The sequence below is a fragment of the Amycolatopsis sp. CA-161197 genome (genome assembly GCF_050942255.1).
In the GTDB taxonomy this organism is placed as follows: Bacteria; Actinomycetota; Actinomycetes; order Mycobacteriales; family Pseudonocardiaceae; genus Amycolatopsis.
This window is the reverse complement of record NZ_CP192059.1, coordinates 3,432,384-3,452,227: the sequence shown is the minus strand read 5'-3', so window position 1 is coordinate 3,452,227 and position 19,844 is coordinate 3,432,384. Positions and strand designations below refer to the sequence as shown.

Annotated in this window: 13 protein-coding genes; 5 read left to right on the top strand and 8 right to left on the bottom strand. The window is 72.0% G+C overall.

Annotation, left to right across the window (positions count from 1 at the left end; all coding sequences use genetic code 11):
* Positions 1-16 precede the first annotated feature (16 nt).
* The 6 genes from ACQPXB_RS16460 to ACQPXB_RS16435 form a co-directional block, all read right to left on the bottom strand.
* On the bottom strand, positions 17-439 hold the full coding sequence (locus ACQPXB_RS16460; protein WP_432852905.1) for an aconitase X swivel domain-containing protein: 423 nt from the start codon (positions 437-439) through the stop codon (positions 17-19).
* Positions 427-1,692: an aconitase X gene (locus tag ACQPXB_RS16455; RefSeq protein ID WP_432852902.1), complete on the bottom strand. Its 1,266-nt coding sequence runs from the start codon at positions 1,690-1,692 to the stop codon at positions 427-429. The genes ACQPXB_RS16460 and ACQPXB_RS16455 overlap by 13 nt, the downstream gene beginning before the upstream one ends.
* Positions 1,685-3,064 carry an FAD-dependent oxidoreductase gene (locus tag ACQPXB_RS16450; RefSeq protein WP_432852899.1) on the bottom strand — a complete coding sequence of 460 codons (1,380 nt, stop codon included), beginning with the start codon at positions 3,062-3,064 and terminating at the stop codon, positions 1,685-1,687. The genes ACQPXB_RS16455 and ACQPXB_RS16450 overlap by 8 nt, the downstream gene beginning before the upstream one ends.
* Complete coding sequence (locus ACQPXB_RS16445; protein ID WP_366585453.1) at positions 3,048-3,326, bottom strand: (2Fe-2S)-binding protein; 279 nt, start codon at positions 3,324-3,326, stop codon at positions 3,048-3,050. The genes ACQPXB_RS16450 and ACQPXB_RS16445 overlap by 17 nt, the downstream gene beginning before the upstream one ends.
* Complete coding sequence (locus tag ACQPXB_RS16440) at positions 3,323-4,486, bottom strand: NAD(P)/FAD-dependent oxidoreductase (RefSeq protein WP_432852896.1); 1,164 nt, start codon at positions 4,484-4,486, stop codon at positions 3,323-3,325. Before ACQPXB_RS16440 ends, ACQPXB_RS16445 begins: the two co-directional genes overlap by 4 nt.
* A gap of 132 nt (positions 4,487-4,618) precedes the next feature.
* The gene (locus ACQPXB_RS16435; protein ID WP_432852893.1) at positions 4,619-8,671 is read right to left on the bottom strand and encodes a carboxypeptidase regulatory-like domain-containing protein; all 4,053 of its coding nucleotides are present in this window, start codon (positions 8,669-8,671) and stop codon (positions 4,619-4,621) included.
* 266 nt (positions 8,672-8,937) lie between these two features.
* On the opposite strand from ACQPXB_RS16435, the gene ACQPXB_RS16430 reads away from it, so the two are divergent.
* The 4 genes from ACQPXB_RS16430 (at position 8,938) to ACQPXB_RS16415 (ending at position 16,834) form a co-directional block, all read left to right on the top strand.
* Positions 8,938-11,268: a glycoside hydrolase family 2 protein gene (locus ACQPXB_RS16430; RefSeq protein ID WP_432852890.1), complete on the top strand. Its 2,331-nt coding sequence runs from the start codon at positions 8,938-8,940 to the stop codon at positions 11,266-11,268.
* A 55-nt stretch (positions 11,269-11,323) separates the two neighbouring features.
* Positions 11,324-11,968 carry a GntR family transcriptional regulator gene (locus ACQPXB_RS16425; RefSeq protein ID WP_366585445.1) on the top strand — a complete coding sequence of 215 codons (645 nt, stop codon included), beginning with the start codon at positions 11,324-11,326 and terminating at the stop codon, positions 11,966-11,968.
* A complete protein-coding gene (locus tag ACQPXB_RS16420; protein ID WP_366585443.1) occupies positions 11,965-13,185 on the top strand; it encodes an MFS transporter in 1,221 nt (406 codons plus the stop codon). The genes ACQPXB_RS16425 and ACQPXB_RS16420 overlap by 4 nt, the downstream gene beginning before the upstream one ends.
* Positions 13,186-13,402: 217 nt before the next feature.
* Positions 13,403-16,834 carry a S8 family serine peptidase gene (locus tag ACQPXB_RS16415; RefSeq protein ID WP_432852885.1) on the top strand — a complete coding sequence of 1,144 codons (3,432 nt, stop codon included), beginning with the start codon at positions 13,403-13,405 and terminating at the stop codon, positions 16,832-16,834.
* Between the two features lie 76 nt (positions 16,835-16,910).
* On the opposite strand, the gene ACQPXB_RS16410 is transcribed toward ACQPXB_RS16415, so the two are convergent.
* Entirely contained in the window at positions 16,911-17,486 is a 576-nt protein-coding gene (locus tag ACQPXB_RS16410) for a CGNR zinc finger domain-containing protein (protein WP_432852882.1), read from the bottom strand.
* Positions 17,487-17,567: 81 nt separating this feature from the next.
* Between ACQPXB_RS16410 and ACQPXB_RS16405 the strand changes: the two genes are divergently transcribed.
* Positions 17,568-18,740, top strand: a complete 1,173-nt coding sequence (locus ACQPXB_RS16405; RefSeq protein ID WP_432852879.1) for an epoxide hydrolase family protein — start codon at positions 17,568-17,570, stop codon at positions 18,738-18,740.
* 20 nt (positions 18,741-18,760) lie between these two features.
* On the opposite strand, the gene ACQPXB_RS16400 is transcribed toward ACQPXB_RS16405, so the two are convergent.
* Positions 18,761-19,813 (bottom strand): TetR family transcriptional regulator, encoded by a 1,053-nt coding sequence (locus tag ACQPXB_RS16400; RefSeq protein WP_432852876.1) that lies wholly within the window; start codon positions 19,811-19,813, stop codon positions 18,761-18,763.
* Between the last annotated feature and the right edge of the window lie 31 nt (positions 19,814-19,844).

The following is a 19,844-nucleotide window of genomic DNA, read 5'->3' as shown; positions in this document are numbered from 1 at the left end:
GCGTTGGGCCCAGCCGTCAGCCGAGCCGGATCGTCGCGGTTTCCGGACCCGCGCTGACTTCCACCGGGCCACGGGAAGCCGCGAGCCGGGCGTAGTCCGGCGGGGCGAGAACCACGATCGGCAACCGCAGGTCGTACAGCTCGGCCGCGACCCAGGCGCCGAGCATGAGGATGGCGTCGGGTTCGGTGAGCACGAGAGCGGCGGGCGCGGTGCCGCTGCGGATCTGCTCGGCCAGGACCGACGACGAGGAGCTGGAGCCGCGCGCCTGCGGCAGCACCAGAACGCGACCGGTGAGCGTGGCGCCGCGCTGGGGGTGGTGTTCGTCGACGATGCGGCCGGACAGGTCGGTGCCGCCCCAGAACGACAGCGGCGCGTCGAGCACGAGTGGTTCCCCCGTCGCTTCGCCGGGGAACACGGTGCGGCCGGTCAGCTCGCCCACAGCGCCTCGTCCCGCACGATCCGGCCGGCCCGCGCGGACGCGACGCATTCGGCGAGCGAGCCGAGGGCCACGTCCACGCCGATGTTGCCGGGCGCGTACCACGCCCATTTGCCGGAGTTCGTCATCGCCGTACGCAGGCCGGCGTCGAGGATCGGCGTGATGTAGGTGCAGGTGTCGACGACGATCCGGGCCCCGGCGGAGCGCACGGTTTCCGCGTAACCGAGCCGGTCGGCCTCCGCGAGCACGGCGCGGCTCGTGGTCACGTAGGCGCTCACGGAGTGGTGGAACGGCCCGCCGTCGGCGAGTAGTACGGCCAGGCGCTCGAACTCCGTGAGCGAGAAGTGCGGTGTGCCCAGGCAGAGCGCGTCGAGGTCCGGGCCGTGGGCCGTGGTCAGCTCGTCGCGCAGGGCGCGCACCTGGTCCGCGTCCACCACGTGCGTCACGAGGTCCGGCGACGCGACGGCCGCGAGCTCGGGCGCCTCCGGAGTCACGCCGACGGCGTGGAACAGCCCCACTCCCCCGCTCGACGCGGCGGCGGCACCGAAGGCCTTCAGCTGGTCCTCCGTCACGGTCACGGGCACGCCCGTCAGCACCGGCACCCCGCTGCCCGCGAGCCGGCCCGCGAGGTGGCCGAGCACGCCCCAGGCCGCGTCCTCGCCGAGCAATCTCCGGGACAGGCCCGCGCAGTCGAGCCGGATCGTCGCGCGACGGTCGGCGTCGCGGTGCAGGCCCGCGTCGGGCACGCGGCCCGTGATGGCGGCGCCGATGTCGAGGAAGTCGCCGTAGCGGTCGGTGCGGGCGCCGAGCACGGAGTTGGCGAACACGATCGCATTGGACTCCGCCCACGCCACGTGCGTGCCGAACGCCGGCCGGTGCGTGAGCTGGTACGGCGCGCAGGTCCACGTCGGCTTGCAGCCCAGCGCGGTGTACCCCGCCATCAGGCGGCGCGCGTTGGCGGTCGTTTCGGCATCGGCGTGCACGAGGTCGGGGTGGCGCAGGTCGAGGGAGCCGACGTTGAGCGTGGTCGGCACGGCGACGCGGCCACCGAGTGCTCCCAGGCGTTCGACGAAGTCCAGGCCGGCCTGACCGTGGTAGAGGCAGCCGTCGACGTGGGCGGACTCGACCGTCAGCAGCCGGGTGGCGCCCCGGACGCGCGCGAGTGCGACGACCATGCGCAGGCACAGTTTCGCCGCCGCACCGTGGTCACCGGCGAGCATCGCGTTGTCCTCTTCGGACAGTGCGAGGTCAGCCACGCGCGAGGTCCCCGAGCGGCACGGGCTGCGCGATCGGCCGGGACGCGACGCCGGCGAGGTCGGCAGCCGTCGGTTCACGGCCGCATTCGGCGGCGACGAGGCACGCGGTCGCGTAGCCGCACACGCGGCCCTGGCACAGGCCCATTCCCGGGCGGGCGAGCAGCTTCACCGTCCGCGCGTCCGTGGCGCCCAGGTCCTTGACGGCGCTGCGAACAGTGCCGACGGACACCTCCTCGCACCGGCAGGTCTGCGTCTCGGCGTCGAGCCACGTCTGCCAGCCAGAGCGCACGGGGTGGGCGGCGTGCATCGCGTTCGCGAAGGCGCGCAACGACTTCCGCTGCCGCAGCAACCGCGCGACGGTGTCCCGGTTCGGCTCGGCGCCGACCGTGGTGAGTGCCGCGTGCAGGCCGGCCAGCTCGCCCTCCACCAGCGACAGCGCGGAACCGCCGACGCCGCACACCTCACCGGCGAGGTACACGCCGGGGGTGGTGGCGCGCTGCCGGTCGTCGGCCACGGCGACGAGACTGCCGTCCGCGCCGAGGCGGGTTTCGCAGCCGAGCTGTACCGGCAGCTCCAGCTGGGGCGTGAAGCCGTAGCCGACGGCGACGGTGTCACACGCGACCGTCCGTTCACTGCCCGGCACGATCCGCCACTGCCGATCGAGCGACGCGACCGTCACGCTCTCGACCTCGTCGGTGCCGTGCGCGGCGACGACCGCGGTGCGCGTGCGGTACGGAACCCGTTGGCGCATCAGCGTTTTCAGGTAACCGGCGCCTTCGGCGAGCTTGCCGGCGTTGGCCAGCACGGCCAGCGGCGAGCGCGCGAACCCGGCGGGCGAACCGGCCTCGAACACCCCCGCCACCTCGGCACCCGACTCGACCAGCCCGGCGGCGACGGGCAGCAGGAACGGCCCCGTCCCCGCCACCACGACCCGGTGCCCCGCGCGCACGCCATGGCCTTTGAGCAGCGCCTGCACGCCACCGGCGGTGTAGACGCCCGGCAGCGTCCAGCCGGGGAACGGCACCTGCCGGTCGTAGGCGCCCGCCGCCACGATCACCGTGCGGCAGGTGATCTCGCCGCGGTCGGTGTGCACCGTGAAGCCGCCGTCGGTGCGCTCGACGTGCCAGATCGCGTGCCGCGTCCGGACGTCCACTCGGGACAGTCCCGCCCGCAGCCGCACGAGCGTCGGCCAATCGTGGTGGCCCACGCCGTCGTCACCTTCGCGGTGACGCCAGAACTGCCCGCCCACGCGCGTGCCGGCGTCGATCAACGTCACCCGCGCCCCGGCCGACGCGGCCGTCACCGCGGCGGCGAGCCCGGCCGGGCCGGCCCCCAGCACCGCGATCTCCGCCGCTTCAGCAGGAAAGCTCACCACGGCCCGCTCCTTCCTGCGGCTCGACGACGTCACCCGGCAGTACCTCGGTCAGGCACGCGCGCCGGCCGGGTTTGCCGTTCACCACGACCAGGCAGTCGAAACACACGCCGATCCCGCAGAACACCCCGCGGGGCGCGCCTTCGCGGCGCGTCGTGCGCCACGACCGGTGACCGGCGGCGATCAACGCGGCGCCCACGCTCTGCCCGGCTTCCGCCACGATCTCCTGGCCCCGGAAGGAAAACTTCACGCGCTCGCTCACGCGACCTCCTCGAACCGGTCCGCCCGGAACGGCGTCAAGTCCAGCTCCGGCCGCATCCCCGTGGCCACCTGCGCGATCAGGTGTCCCGTGGCCGCGGCCAGCCCGATGCCCGCCCCTTCGTGACCACACGCGTGCAGCAGCCCCGGCAGCCGCGGGTCCTCGCCGATGACCGGGAGGTGGTCCGGGCAGTACGGCCGGAAGCCGAGGTAGCTGCGCAGCAGGGAAACGTCGGCCAGGAACGGGAAAACCCCGATCGCCTGGGCCGCCAGCTTGCGCACCACGGGCAGCGAGAACTGCCGGTCGAACCCGACGCGTTCGCGGCTGGCGCCGATGAGCACCGTGCCGGCCTGGGTGCCTTCGACGACCACGGACGTTTCGAGTCCGGCATCGCCGCTGGAGACGTTGGCGACGTAGTCGGCGGTGTAGACCTTGTGCCGGATCACGCGCGGCAGCGGCTCGGTGACCAGCACGAACCCGCGCCGCGGCAGCACCGGGATCGGCGCGCCCGCGAGCTTCGAGACCTCGCCGCCCCACGTGCCCGCGGCGTTCACCACCCACGGCGCGGAGAACTCGCCGGCCGACGTGCGCACCCCGCCGACCGCACCGTCGGCGCGCCGCCGGAACGCCCGTACCTCCACACCCGTGTGCACCTCCGCCCCGAGCCGAACCGCTTGGCGCAGCAGCGAAGCGGCTGCGAGCATCGGCTGCACCTGCTTGTCCTGCGGGTAATACGCGCCGGAAGCGACGTCCGGCGTCAGGTTCGGCTCCAGCTCGGCGACCTCGGCCGGCGTCAGGTCGTCGACTTCGACGCCGCGCGCGCGTTGCTCGGCCGCCAGCTCCGCCAGGCCCCGGGCGGCGTCCGCGGACTGCGCCACGACCACGCCGCCCTTGTGCTCCAGCTCCAGCGAAGCGGGGCCGAACTCCTCCCCCAGCCGCGCCCACAGCCGGATCGACAGCAGCGCCAAGTCGAGCTCCGGCCCGAGCTCCTTGTCCGACACGAGGATGTTGCCCTCGCCCCCGCTCGTCGTCCCGCCGGCGACGCCGCCGCGGTCGACCACCGCAACGCGCAGGCCCGCGGCCGCGCAGTAGTACGCGCACGCCGCCCCGACCACTCCGGCGCCCACGACGACCACGTCGGGGGACCTTCCCGTCGCCACCATGGCCAGTAGTATGTCACATTGCACAACCTCGGGACGTGCGGTTCCCCACACCCGCCACCCCCACCGCACCCCAGGCGGCGTTCGGTGCGGTCAGTGCGCCGAACGCCGCGTGGGGGCGCTGGAAGCCCGGGCTCAGCAGCCGGCCGGTTTGAGGACGAAGTCCGCCGTCGCCGGCTGTCCCTTGACCAGTTTGACGGTGCGCGTCTGGGGCTGCCAGCCGTCGCGGGCCGCGATGAGCGTGAGCGGGTTGTTGCGGCGGTCGAGCCACAGTGTGTAGTGGCCCTCGGCGTCGGTCCGGAGCGTGTAGCTCGCCGTCCAGCTGTCGACCTGCACGGTCACCGCGGCGAGCGGTCCCGCCGTCGCGCCGCAGCGCGCGCCGGTGACGGTGCCGGTCAGCTTGCTCCACGTGGCCGGCGGCTTCACCGTGAACGACACGGGGATCGCCGCCACCGCCTTCGGCACCTGCGCCCCGACGACGAGCTGCGCCGTGTACGTGCCCGGCTGCGTGATCGCCGCGACGCTCGCGTCCAGCGTCACCGTGAACGTCGCCGTCTTGCCCGGCGCGATCGTGGTCACCGCGGGCGTGGCCGACAGCCACGGGATCGACACGTACTCCCCGCATTCGCCGTAGCCCGGCAGCAGCAGGTCGTGGCTGGTCGGGTTGAAGCTCGCGTTCGCCGAGCCGCCGATGCGGTAGAAGCCGCAGGTGCTGCCGCCGCGGAACAGCGTCTCGTTCGAGTTCGGCAGCGCCGACCACTGGTTGGCCGCCGGGTCGTACGCGTAGCCGGCGTTGGTGAGCTCACCGTCGGCGATGCCACCAGAGAGCAGCAACTGTCCATTCGTGACGGTCGAGGCCGAGCCCCACATCTGCACCGGCAGGTCGGCGACGCGCGACCACGTGCCCTTCTCGACGTCGAGCTTGTACGCGGTCTTCAGGTTGTCCAGGCCGCTGACGCCACCGGCGCAGTAGATCGAGCCGGCGATGGTGCCGCAGTTGGTCCAGCCGATCGGCGCGGGCAGCGCCGGGCCCGCCGACCACTTGTCCACGGCCGGGTCGTAGACCTGCACCCGCGTGACGCCGCAGTTGCCGCCGTCGCAGCCGCCGACCGTGTAGATCCGGCCGCCGGCCACGGCGACGCCCATCGCGGACGTGGCCGTGGGCATCGGCGCGCCCGTGGTCCACGTGTCGGTGACGGTGTCGTAGATGTCGGTGTTCGTCACCGGGATGCTGCCGTCGGCCCAGCCGCCGGTCACGTAGATCTTGGTACCGACGGCCGCCACCGCCGGGGTTTCCCGCGGCGTCGCGAGGTCGGCGATCGGGGACCACGCGAGCGTGCCCGGGTCGTAGACGAAGTTCTTGGTCGTCAGCTCCGCGCCGTTGAGACCGGTGAAGGAGTAGACCTTCCCGTTCACGCTCGCCACGCCGTTGTCCATGATCTTCGTCGGATAGTCGGCCACGGTCTGCCACGCGTCGCCCGCCGCCAGCGTCTCTGCCGGCGCCGCCTGCTTCACGTGGCCCAGCAACGGTCCCGTGCTGAAGTCGCCCTTGATCCGCTGCAGCGGCGCCGACTGCGCCACGGCCGGGGTGAACGCGCCGGACGACGGGTTCAGCCGCACGTCCACCGGTGCCGTGCCGGTGTTGCGCACCTTGACGTTCGCGGTCGCCGTTCCTTGCCACGCCACGGTTTTGGTCACCGCGCCGGTGGTCACCTCGAGCTGGCCGGCGTCGAGCAGGAAGTCGGCCGGGGTCACGGCGTCGGGTGCGACCACGGTCTTCTGCGTGCCCGGCACGAAGTTCGTCGCCGACGCCGTGACGGGGTGGCTGCCGGTGACGCTGGAGAAGAACCAGTACGAGCCGTCGGCCTGCGTCGTCGCGCCCTCGCCGGGCCGGTCGACGCTGTCCACCGAGGCCCCGCCGAGCGCGGCTCCGGTCACGTGGTCGTGGACCGTGCCGGTGACGAGCCCGCCGGGCACGACGTCGCACGCGTGGTCGCCGATCAGCACGTCGTCGACCTGCCACCAGAAGCCGAACAGCTGGTCGCGGTAGTGGAAGCGCACCTGCACGGCCTTCTGGCCCGCCGCGCCCGGCAGCGGCACGACCTGCGTCGACGGCCCCGCCAGAGTGTCGCTGCCGTGCTGCCACACGGTGGTCCAGGTGGCGCCGCCGTCGGTCGTGAAGTCCACGGCCGCCTGCTGGCCCTGCGTGCCCTGGTAGTCGGACGCGAACCGCACGGTCGGGTTCGCCGTGCCGCTCAGGTCGACGACGGGGCTGACCAGCGACGTGTCCTGGTCGCCGCCGATCGAGTTGCTGTCCACGGTGGCGAACGCCCCGGTGCCGCCGGTGTAGTTGTCGCGGCCGCCCGGGTTGTCGAACGCCCACGCGGCCGCGCCGTCGCCGAGGTTGTTCACGACCTGCCACGTCGAGGGCGCCTCGAAGTCCTGCGTGTCGCCGGTGAAGCGGTTGGTGTACCCGGGCGCGCCGCAGGTCACGGGATCGACGGCCACGACGGCGTCGTGCGTGGCGGCCGTGTCGCCGACCGGGACGGACGCGGAGGCCGACAGGTAACCGGGGTAGTCCGGGTCGACCTGCACGGAGTAGGTCGCGCCCTCGGGCACGGTCATCGAGTACCGCCCGGTGAGCGGGTCGGTCTGCACAACCGTGGTCGGCTGCCCGGCGACCTGGACGTGCGCGGCCACCGGCCAGCCGTGGCCGCTGCCGTCGCGCACGGTCCCGCTCAGCTGCACCGACGGCACGGACGCCAGCGTGAAGTCGGCGGTCGCGGTCTTGCCCGCCTCGACGGTCACGCTGCCGACCGTGGTGTCGCGGTAGGAGAACTTGCTCGCGGTCACGGCGTAGGTGCCCACCGGAACGCCCAGCGTGTAGTGGCCGTCGGCGTCCACTGTGGTGGCGAGGTCACCGGCCTTCACCTGCGCTCCGGCCAGCGGCGCCCCCGCGGAGTCGCGGACCGTGCCGGAGACGAGCCCGGTCGCGCCGGGCGTGAAGGCCGAGATGCCGCGCGGTGTGCCCAGCCCCGTGGGTCCGTCGAAGCCCGGGCCCGCGGTGCAGAGGTACGCCGGGGCGCAGGTGCCGTTGGCGCCTTCGGTGACGTCGTTGAAGGTCGCGCCGGAGCGGTAGGGCAACGCGTTCGGGTAGGTGCCCGCGGCGGGCGCGCCGGCCAGCGCGTAGGCCGCGGCGACGATCGGCGACGACGCGCTCGTACCGCCCGCGAGGCCCCACGCGCCGTGCACGAACACCGCGACACCGGTCGCGAGGTCCGCGACCGCGGAGACGTCGGCGATGGTCCGGTTGGCACAGCCGGAATCCGTCTGCGCCGCGGGCTTCGGCTCGTACGCGGAACAGCCGCTGCCGGTGCCGGACCACACCGTCTCGCGCCAGCCGCGGGCGTTCGCGTCGCGGTAGAGCGAGGTGCCGCCGACCGACGTCACGTGCGGCGACGCGGCGGGGAACTGCGGGCCGTAGCCGTAGTCGCCGGAGCTGGCGGTGACCACGACGCCGGGGTGGTCGTAGTAGGCCTCGTCGAGGTCGAGCTCGGCCGGGTCCTCGTCGGCGCCGTAGCTGTTGGACACGAACTTCGCGCCCATCGCGACGGCCTGGTTCACCGCGGCGCCCATGTTCGGCACGAGCGAGTCGTCGGCCTCGACGAGCAGGATGTGGCAGCGCGGGCAGACCGCGGAAACCATGTCGAGGTCGAGCATCGTCTCCTGCTGCCAGCCCGCGTTCGGAGCCGGGAAGTCCTGGCCGCCGCGCTGGTCCACGCGTGTGAAGCAGCCATTGGCGACGGTGCACGAGGGCAGGCCGAACTGCGCGCGGTACACGCCCATTTCGGCTTCCGCGTCGGGGGTGTCGTAAGCGTCGACGATCGCGACCGTCATCCCGTCGCCGCCCGTGGCCGTCGGGAGCTCGTACGCACCGGCGAGGTCCGCCGGGCCGTAACCCTGCGGCGCCGCGGCGCGCTGCATCCCGTGCGCGTCGCCGCGGAAGAGCGCGAAGCACGTGACCTCACCGGGTTTCGGCTGTTCGGGGCACGCCTTGCGCCCGACCACCGGCGCCGCGGCCGCAGCGGCGGCCGGCGCGGCTTGGGCGGCCGCGGGCACCACCGCGAACGCGACCACCGCCAGGAGGACCGTGAGGAGGATCTTCAGTGCCGCTTTGGCGAACGACATGCGCGTCCCTTTCGCTGACGAACCGGCCTCGGCTGCTCACCCGACGTCGCGGAATTCTGGCAGCGCCGCCCCGGGAACGATCACGCCCGAACGGACAGAAAGCCGGACAGGATCAGGGTTTTCCCGGTGTCCGGGACCTTCGCCCGGCGAAGAGAGCAATGGTTCAGACCATAAGGAGCAGCGCGTTCGCGGTCCCTCGTGGCGGTGGACAACAACGAGACAAGGCAAAATCGCGCGGACGGGCCCCGGAGAGAGGACGGCGAGGCATGCGGATGGACCTGACGCGGTGGACGGTGCGGGCGACCGGAGACCTGGGCGAGGTGCCCGCCGAGCTCGTGGAGACGCTGCGCGCCGGGGTACCGGCGACCGTGCCCGGCTCGGTGCACACCGACCTGCTCGCCGCCGGCCTGATCCCCGACCCGTACCTCGACCGCAACGAGGACCTCGTACAGTGGATCGGGCTCACGGACTGGCGCTACGAGACCGAGTTCGACCGCCCGGCCGCCCCCGGTGCGGCCGCGCTCGCGTTCGACGGCCTCGACACCATCGCCAGGATCGAGCTCAACGGCAACGTGCTCGGCGAGACCGAGAACATGCACCGCTCCTACCGCTTCCCCACCGGTGAGCTGCGGTCCGAGGGCAACGAACTGTCGGTCACCTTCGCCTCCGCCGTGCGCTACGCCCGCACCCGGGCCGAGGCCCACCCGCTGCCGCGCACGAACGACGGCGAGCCGTCGAACTTCATCCGCAAGATGGCCTGCAACTTCGGCTGGGACTGGGGCCCGTCGCTCGTCACCGCCGGTCTCTGGCGCCCGGCACGCCTGGAGGTCACCACGGGCCGCCTCGCGTCGGTCCGCCCGGTGATCACCGTCGACGGCACCGACGGCGTGGTCACGGTCCACACCGAGGTCGAGGGCGAAGGCACCGTGCGCATCCGCGTGGCCGGCGTCGAGGCGACCGGCGACACCGTGCGAGTGCCCTCGCCTGAGCTGTGGTGGCCGCACACGCTCGGCGAGCAGCCGCTGTACCCGCTGGAGGTGACGCTGGAGGCCGCCGACGGCAGCGTGCTCGACACCTGGACCCGCGAGATCGGCTTCCGCACCGTCGCGCTCGACACCACCGACGGCGCGTTCACCCTGTCGGTCAACGGGACGCCGCTGTTCGTCCGCGGCGCCAACTGGATCCCCGACGACTGCTTCCCCCACCGCGTCGACGCGCAGCGCTACGCCCGCCGCATCGAGCAGGCCAAGGACGTGAACATCGACCTGCTGCGCGTGTGGGGCGGCGGGATCTTCGAGAGCGACGAGTTCTACGCCGAGTGCGACCGCGAAGGCGTGCTCGTGTGGCAGGACTTCCTGTTCGCCTGCATGCCGTATCCCGAGGACGTGCTGGCCGAGGAGGTCGAGGCCGAGGCGCGCGAGAACGTCGTCCGGCTCGCACCGCACCCGTCGCTGGTGCTGTGGTGCGGCAACAACGAGAACTACCTCGGCTGGTTCCACTGGGACTGGCAGGAGCGCCTGGCCGGGCAGCCGTGGGGCGCGACGTTCTACGAGAAGCTGCTGCCCGCGGTCGTCGGCGAGCTCGACCCGACGCGGCCGTACGTGCCGGGCAGCCCGTGGGCGCTCTCGCCGGAGCGCGACGCACTGGACCCGGACTACGGCTGCCAGCACGTGTGGGACATGTGGAACGAGCGCGACTACCTCGGCTACCGCGACACCGTGCCGCGGTTCGTGTCGGAGTTCGGCTGGCAGGCACCGCCGACGTTCGCGACCCTCACCGAGGCCGTGCACGACGAGCCGCTCGCTGCCGACTCCCCCGGTGTGCTGCACCACCAGAAAGCCTTCGACGGCAACGGAAAGCTCGCCCGCGGCCTCGCGCCGCACTTCGCCGAGCCGGAGACGTTCGACGACTGGCACTTCCTCAACCAGGTCAACCAGGCGCGCGCGATCCGGCTGGCCGTGGAGCACTACCGCTCGCACGCGCCGCGCTGCATGGGTGCGATCGTGTGGCAGCTCAACGACTGCTGGCCCGTCACGTCGTGGGCCGCGGTCGACGGCGCCGGCCGGCCGAAGCCGCTGTGGTACGCGCTGCGCGAGGTCTACGCCGACGAGCTGCTGACGATCCAGCCGCGCCCCGCAGGCCTCACGGTCTTCGCGCTGGGCTTCACCCCGGAGACGGTCGACGTGCGGCGGATGTCGGTGACCGGCGAGGAGCTGGCATCGGCCTCGGTCGCGCCCGGCACCGCGCTGGGCCCCGAGTTCGCGGCCGGCGACCCGGCCCGCGAGTTCCTCGTGGCCGACTCCGGCGACGAGCGCGCGTTCTGGTTCTTCGCCGAGGACAAGGACTTCGCCTATCCCCAGGCCGAGTTCACGCAGTCCGTCACCGGCTTCGACGGCGGCTACGAGGTCACCGTCGTCGCCGACACGCTCATGCGCGACGTCTGCCTGTTCCCCGACCGCCTCGCCGCCGACGCGACCGTGGACTTCGCCCTCGTGACGCTGCTGCCCGGCGAGTCGGCCACGTTCACCGTCGAGACGGAGGCCACGCTCCAGCCGGGCGCGCTGACGTCGGCTCCCGTGCTGCGCTGGATCGAGTGAGCCACAGGTCACAACGCCTTAGATACAATCTTGGACGCATGCTAGCTTCGCCTGTGTGACACCTGCCAAGTACACCGCGCCCGGCGCTGCCGACCGCGCGTACCGGCTCACGAAGGAGCTCGTCCTCACGGGCGAGCTCCCCGGTGGGCACCTGTTCAGCGAAGGGGAGATCGCCGAGCGGTTGGGGGTGAGCCGCACGCCCGTGCGCGAGGCGTTCCTGCGCCTGCAGGTCGAGGGGTTCCTCAACCTGATCCCGAAGCGCGGCGCCGTGGTGGTGCCCGTGCCACCGGGTGAGGCCGAGGACGTGCTCGACGCGCGGGAGGCCGTGGAGGGCGCGGCCGTGCGCCGCCTCGTGCGCCGGCCCGACCTCATCCCCGACGCGCTGGAGCAGCTGCGCGAGGTGCTCGGCACCCAGCGCGGCCACGCGGACTCCGGCGACCTGCACGGCTTCGCCGAGGCCGACGAGCTGTTCCACCGCACCATCGTCGCGGCGGGCGGCAACGCGTTGCTGCTCGACTTCTACGCCACGCTCGCCGACCGGCAGCGCCGGATGAACGTGCACGCCCTGCGTCCGATCCCGGACGTGCTGCCCGTGGTGCTGCGCGAGCACGAGGACCTGCTCGCCATCATCGAGCGCGCCGACGGCGACGCGTTCGGCCCCGCGCTGCGCGCCCACCTGGACCAGGTGCACCGCCGATGACCGCCACCGCCGAAAGCACCCCGCTCCCCCGTGAAGCCACCGCGCGCCCGGCCTGGTTCGGCGCCGCCGCCGCGGTGTTCGTCGTCGGCTGGGGCGGCAACCAGTTCACCCCGCTCCTGGTGATGTACAAGGAAGCGGGCTACTCCACCTTCACCGTCGACGCGTTGCTGGGCGCGTACGTGGTCGGGCTGGTGCCCGGGCTGTTGCTCTCGGGTGGACTGTCCAATCGCTACGGTCGCCGGCCCGTGATGCTCGCCGGCACCGTGCTGTCGCTGCTCGCCAGCGTGCTGATCGCGCTCGGCCCCGAAGGCGCCGGCTGGATCGCCGCGGGCCGGTTCCTCACCGGCGTGGCGGTGGCGGCCGCGATGGCCGTGGGCTCCACCTGGATCAAGGAGCTCGCCGACGCCGACCCGCGTGGCGCGGCCGACCTCGGCACCCGCCGCGCGGCCCTGTGCCTCACGCTCGGGCTCGGCATCGGGCCCGGTGCCGCCGGGGTGCTCGCGCAGTGGGCACCGTGGCCGATGGTGCTGCCGTTCGCCGTCCACATCGGACTGACGCTGGTGGCCTTGCCGTTCATCCCGCGCAGCCCGGAGACGCTCGGTACTGAAAGCCGCAAGCCGGCACTGAGCCGGCTGCCCGTGACGACCCGGCACCCGCGGTTCCGCCGGATCATCCTGCCGATGGCGCCGTGGATCTTCGGCTCGTGCGGGGTCGCGTACGCGATCATGCCGCAGCTGGTGCAGGACAAACTCGGTTCGTGGTCACTCGCCTACTCAACGCTGCTGACGGTGTGCGCGATCGGCGCGGGCGTGGGCATCCAGCCGATCGCCAAACGCGTGGACCGGACCACCAGCGCCCGGGCGGTGCTCGTCGGGATGGCCGTGATGTGCACTGGTCTGGTCCTCGCCGCCGTGGCCGCGGACCTGCGGTCACCGTGGCTCGCGCTAGTCACGGCCGTGGTGCTCGGCACGGCGTACGGAATCGTGGTGGTGTCCGGACTGCTGGAGCTGCAACGGCTCGCGCGGCCCGAGGAAATCGCGCAGCTGACCGGGGTCTACTACGCGCTGGCCTACATCGGCTTCCTGCTGCCGTCGCTGCTCGCGGCGCTCAGCGGGTTCGCGAGCTACCCGATGCTGCTCGGCTGCCTGGCCGTGGTGGCGTTCGCGGGGACACTGACCGTTGCCCGAAACTCCCGCAGTCACCTTCCCGTGACCTGAGCGGGAATTCGCTTCACCGACAAATGGGACACCGATTCCGGGCATTCCGGAAATGGTGTCCCATTTGCGTGGATATCTTCACCACTATTGTCGCTTGTGGATCGTCGAGGCGCGCGAAATAGTTCTCCGGCATGGGAAATCGGGCCGGCACGACCGTGCTCGATTTCGTCGGGGCCGGTAACTTTCGAACCCTTCGAGAAGGAAGTGGGAGCTGCACATGCGGCGTTCCTCGCGATCCGTTCGCGCGCTCGTCATAGCCGCGACAGGCGGTCTGGCACTGGCCGGGGTCACCCAGCTCGGCAGTCAGGCCGCCGTCGCCGCGCCCACCGCTCAGGCGAGCACCGCACCGCAATCGGTGATCGTGGTCCTCAAGGACCAGCTGCCCGACGCGCCCGCCACCAAGGCGGCCTCGGGCACCCGGCGGGCCAAGGCGACCCAGCAGCAGGAGTCGGTGCTGGCCAAGCTGGCCGGCACGGCGCCGGCCAAGGTCAAGCACTTCGCGCTGGGCAACGCGTTCTCCGCCACCGTGACGCCGGACCAGGCGGCGCAGCTGGCGGCCGACCCGGCCGTGGCACAGGTGCTGCCGGACAGCAAGGTCACGCTGCCCGACGCGAACCCCGCGAAGTCGACGGACGCGAACGCGCCGAAGGCCGGCGGCGGCACGGCGCAGAACCAGGACCCGAACGCGATCTGCCCGACCGACCCGGCGAAGCCGTTGCTGGAGCCCGAGGCGCTGACCTCGATCCACGCGTACAGCACCGACGGGTCCAAGGCCGCTTCGGACCTCGCCGACGGCTCGGGCGTGAAGGTCGCGTTCCTCGCCGACAACATGGACCCGAACTACGCGGACTTCATCCGTCCCGACGGTTCCCACGTCTTCTCCGACTACCAGGACTTCTCCGGCGACGGTCCCGCCACGACCGAGTCGGGCGCCGAGGCGTTCGGTGACGCGTCGTCCATCGCCGCGCAGGGCGTGGTGGTGCACGACCTGTCGAAGTTCGTGAACGAGAAGCACCCGCTGCCCGCGGGCTGCAACATCGTGGTCAAGGGTGTTTCGCCGGGCGCGAGCCTGGTGGGGCTCAACGTGTTCGGCTCCACCGCCACGAACTCCGCGGTGCTGCAGGCGATCGACTACGCGGTGACCGTGGACCACGTCGACGTGATCAACGAGTCGCTCGGTCTGAACCAGTACCCGGACGCGAGCTCGCGCAACCTGTTCCAGGTGTTCAACGACGAGGCCGTGGCCGCGGGCGTCACCGTCACCGCGTCCAGCGGCGACGCGGGCATCACCTCGACCATCGGCAGCCCGGCCACCGACCCGCTGGTGATCTCCGCCGGCGCGACCACGGACAACCGGCTCTACGCGCAGACCACCTACGCGGCTTTCCCGTTCTCCAACGGGAAGTGGACGAGCGACAACATCTCCGCGCTGTCGTCCTCGGGCATCACGCAGAACGGGCGCACCATCGACCTGGTCGCCCCGGGCGAGGGCAACTGGGCCGACTGCGCGCCCGCGTACGCCGAATGCCGCGACTTCAAGACCGTGCCGCAGCCGACGGACCTCGAGTCCTTCGGTGGCACCAGTGAGTCGGCCCCGCTGACCGCGGGCGTCGCCGCGCTGGTGATCCAGGCCTACCGCGGCACGCACCACGGCGCGTCGCCGACGCCCGCGCAGGTGAAGCAGTTCATCACCGGCACCACGCGCGACCTCGGCCTGCCCGCCGACGAGCAGGGCTCCGGCCTGCTCGACGCGCGCGCGGCCGTGGAGGCGGCGCTGACCTCGCCCGGCACTTCCGGTGCCCCGGCGGGTGTCTCGTCGAACATCGCCCTGTCGGCCGACCAGCTCACGCTGGAAGGCGCGCCGGGCAGCACGCAGAAGGCCACGGTCAACGTGACCAACGTCGGCACCAAGCCGCTGACGGTCACGGCGGGCACGCGCTCGTTCGCGCCGCTTTCGGCGCAGACGCAGACCACCGCGTTCGACTCGACGAAGCTGCCGACGTTCCCGTACTACAACGGCACGGACTGGGCGTACAAGAAGGTCACCTTCTCCGTGCCGGCCGGTGCGCAGCGCCTGCTCGCGCGGATGGCGTGGCAGGGCAGCCCGAAGACGGTGAACGGCCAGTCGGTGACGCCGGTCGTGCGCGTGTCGCTGCTGGCGCCGGACGGCACGTTCGTGGCCAACAGCCGCCCGCAGGGTGGCGCGGCCACGGCGAACTACGCCAATGTGGACGTCACGCGCCCGGTCGCGGGCACGTGGACCGCGGTGCTGTACTCGGCGAGTGGCCCGACCGGCTACATCGGGAACATCCAGCTCGCCACGTCGACGCAGCGGGCGATCCCGTACGGCCAGGTCTCCCCGGCCGTGCTGTCGCTGAAGCCGGGCCAGACCAAGCCGGTCAAGGTTTCGCTGCAGACCCCGGCGACGGGTGGCGACGCGGACTACTCGATCACGTTCGGCAGCTCCGACGGCCACCAGACCACGGTGTCCGCCGTGCTGCGCGCGCTGATCCCGACCAAGAACGGCACGGGTTCCTTCGGCGGCACGATCACGGGCGGCAACGCCCGCGCCGTCTCGCCGGCGCAGACGTTCAGCTACGAGTTCGACGTGCCCAAGGGCAAGAAGGACCTCGACGTCGCGGTGAAGCTGCAGGACCCGGGCACCGTCGTCGACGGCGTGCTCGTGGACCCGAACGGTGAGCTCGCGGACGTGAACAGCAACGTGTTCCTCAGCTCCGCGAACCAGCTTTCGCAGGGCACCACGCTGCAGCTCACCGACGCGAACCCGCTCCCGGGCCGCTGGCACTTCGTGGTCGTGGTGCAGAACCCGGTGACGGGCAAGCAGATCGAGCAGCCGTTCACCGGCACGGTGGGCTTCGACCAGGTCGTGGTGAGCGCTCCGGCGCTGCCGAACTCGGCCTCGAAGAAGCTGGCCGCCGGCCAGGCCGTGAAGGTGCCGGTGACGGTGCGCAACACGGGTGTCGAGCCGATCGCGATCGGCGTGGACGCGCGGACGAACGCGCAGCAGACCCTGCAGCCGCAGCCCATCCAGGGCTCGACCGAGGTCGACCTGCCCGAGCTCGGCGCCAACGCGCCGATCTACTCGATCCCGCCGGACACGAGCAAGTTCACCGTCGCCACGTCGTCCTCGGTGCCGGCTCAGGTGGAGCTGCAGGGTTCCGCCGCGGGCATCGACGTGCTCGGTGACCTGAAGGCCGCGCAGGCCGGCAGCACCGTGTCCGTCGCGACGATCGGCGAGAAGCAGGGCTACGTCACCAAGGGCATCTGGTTCGCCGACGTGCAGGAGATCGGTCCGTTCGGCCCCTCGGGCGCCCCGGCCGGCCACGCCTCCTACACGGCGTCGATCAAGACGGCGGGCTTCGACTCCGCGGTGACCTCGTCCACGGGCGACCCGTACGACCAGTCCGTCGACCCCAACGGCACGGGCGGCACGCCGCTGCTCGTCCAGCCGGGCCAGACGGTGACCGTCACCGTGACGATCACGCCTTCGGGCAAGCGCGGCGCGTCGGTGGCGGGTCACCTCAACCTGGTGACCGTCCCGACCCTGCCGACCGGCGTGACCGGCCTGCCGCAGGTCGGTACCGGTGAAGTGATCGCGACGCTGCCGTACAGCTACAAGATCGGCTGAGTGTCGCAGTAGGACAACCGGGCCGTCAGTCCTTTCCGGACTGGCGGCCCGGTTTTCTCTGTCCGCGGGGGAAGGATCACTCCGCCGGTTCGGCGGTTTTGCGCCGGTTGGCGTTGAAGCGCGCCTTCTTCTGCCGGTTCCCGCACGTGTTCATGTCACACCACCTGCGAGTGCGGCTTTGGCTGGTGTCGAAGAAGGCGGCCTGGCAGGTCGGCGAGGCGCACAGGGCCAGCTTGCCGTCGCGTTCGCCCGCGAGGATGCCGATCGCGTCGGCGGCGATCACACTGAGGGCGTCGTCCACGAGGGAACCCGAGCCGAGCTGCCATCGCCGCTCGCCCTCGGGCGTCAGGACGGCCGAGGCCCGGCCCTGAGCGCTGCGGTCGTTGATGACCTGGACCGCCGACGCGGGGAGCGGTTCCTGGTTCGCGGCCGCGGTCGCGGCGGCGTGGATCGACTCCCTCAGCTCCCGGGCGAGGTCGAGCTGGGCGGTGGTGCAGGAGTCCACGGCGAGGCCGTTCACCGCCAGCCAGTCGACGAGGCGCTGCGGCGTGGGAATGCGCTCCACGGCATCGCCACGACGCTCCGTGAGAGTCCCCGTGAAGCTGGTCGCCAGCACGGCACCGAGGCGAAAGTCGGGGAACTCGGCACGCATGGAACCAGCTTAGCAGGTTGTGCTCAGGCCGGACGGCCTGTTAGAACCGTCTAAGCCGGTTCCACGATGGCAGGAGGTCTCATGCCCCGTCCCACCAGCGACGTGCAAGCATTCGAAACCCACGCACCTGACGCCGACCTCGACGAACTGCGCGCGCGACTGGCCGCGGCGCGATTGCCGGAGCCCGAGACGGTCCACCGCGCCGCGCCCGGCCCACGCCGATGGGATCAGGGCGTTCCGCTCGCCGACCTCGTCGAGGTCGTGGACTACTGGCGCACCGGATACGACTGGCGGTCGTTCGAAGACCGCCTCAACCGGATCGGGCAGTTCCGCACGACCGTCGACGATCTGGGCATCCACTTCCTGCACCGCCGATCCGCGCGCGCGGACGCCACTCCGCTGATCTTGACGCACGGCTGGCCGGGCAGCATCGCAGAATTCGTCGATGTGGTCGACGAAATCGCCGATCCGAAAGACGCGGACGCGCCGGCGTTCCACGTCGTGGTTCCTTCGCTGCCCGGCTTCGGTTACAGCGACAAACCGGCCACCACCGGATGGGGAACCGAAAAGATCGCGGCCGCCTGGGTGGAACTGATGGGAAAGCTCGGTTACCACGAATTCCTGGCCCACGGCGGTGACTGGGGTGGCAATATCACCACGGTTCTCGCGGGCCGGTTCCCGGAGCACGTTCTCGGCATCCACACGACGTTCGCGGAAGGACCGCCCGGGCTGACCACGGACGGGCTGACGGCCCTCGAGCGCCAGTGGACCGAGGAAACCCACGATTTCTGGCACCACCGCGCGGCCTACGCGAAGCAGCAGGCGACCCGGCCGCAGACCATCGGCTACTCGCTCGTCGACTCACCGGTCGGGCTGCTCGCCTGGATCCTCGACAAGTTCGCCGAGTGGTCCGACACCGAAAACAGCCCGTTCGAGACGATTTCCCGGGACCGCGTTCTCGACGACGTCACCCTGTATTGGCTGACGCGGACCGGCGCTTCGGCGGCCCGCATCTACTACGAAAGCCACAACTCGCTCGATCCCGAACTCCGGGTCGACGTCCCCTCGGCGATCACCGTGTATCCGCGCGACATCGAGAAATATCCGCGGCCCTGGGCACAAGAGCGGTTCCGGCAGATCGTCCGGTGGCGGTCGCCCGAAAACGGGGGACATTTCCCGTCGCTGGAGGTTCCCGGGTATTTCGTCCAGGATCTGCAAGAAGGACTCGCGGCGGTGCTGGCCGTTCATCGGTGAACGCGGCTCGCCGGTTTCCGTCAGCCGGTCGCCGCGGCGTGGCCGGCGCCGAACCCTTCGGCACGGCGCACCACCCGCCCGGACGTGATGCGCACAGCCGTTTCCGTCGCGTCGCTCACCGCCGAAACCCCCGCCGCCGACGCGACCGCGCCTGTGTCGTCGCGCAGCACCTGCAGACGCGGCCAGGCCGAAGCCGGGAAAGCCTGGCGCAGGTGACCGCGCAGCTCGGCCAGCGCGAGGTGCGTCAACGGCGCCAGTTCCGGCGCCGAACCCGTGACCACGGCGACCGTCACGGCGGCGTCCGGCGGAGCGGCCCGGACGGCCTCCTCCGCGGCGGAAAGCCGGTGCAGCCCCAGAATCGCGACCACGCCGTCACCGGACAGCTCGGCCGGCTGCGAACGCAGTGAGTCGAACGCCGCGGGCGGAACCCACGGCTCGTCGACGGCCTGCGCGTGCGCCACGATCGGCGGCACCGCCGGCCACGTGTCGGCCAACCCCAGTGCGGGCAGGGCTTCGCAGGCGCGCACGACGTTGAACGGTTCCCCGAACCCGGGCGCGGCCGCGGCGAGGCCCGTGGCGCCGTGCAGCGTGGTCAGCGCGAGTTCGGCCACGCGCATGAGGCGGCCGGCGGACGGGGCGAGCCGCTCGAGGGCCAGGCCGAGGACGACGGCTTCGAGGCGCAGGAGCTGGGCGTACGGGCGGTGGGTGAGCTCGTCGGCGAGGATCTCCGGCCCGAGGTCCACACCGAGGCGCGAGCCGGGGTCGGTGGCGAGCGGCAGGCGGGCAACCCAGGCGCGGGCGAGGGCGCCCAGGGCCTCCGCGGTCGTCAGCCCGGGATCCGAGGCCGGGGGCTCCGCGGCGAGGCGCTCGGCCTCCTCCGCGAGCACGGCGAAGTACAACGCGCGCTTGCCGGGGAAGTTCGAGTAGACGGCGCCGCGGGTGAGCTCGGCGCGTTCGGCGATCACGTCGATCTTCGCCTCGCGGAAGCCGCGCTCGGTGAACTCGTCACGCGCCGCGGCGAGCACCTTCGCGCGGTTGAGCTCCTGCGCCTCCGCTCTGGTCAGCCGGGCCATCGTCCTCCTCGTGCTCCCGTGCTGGTCAGGA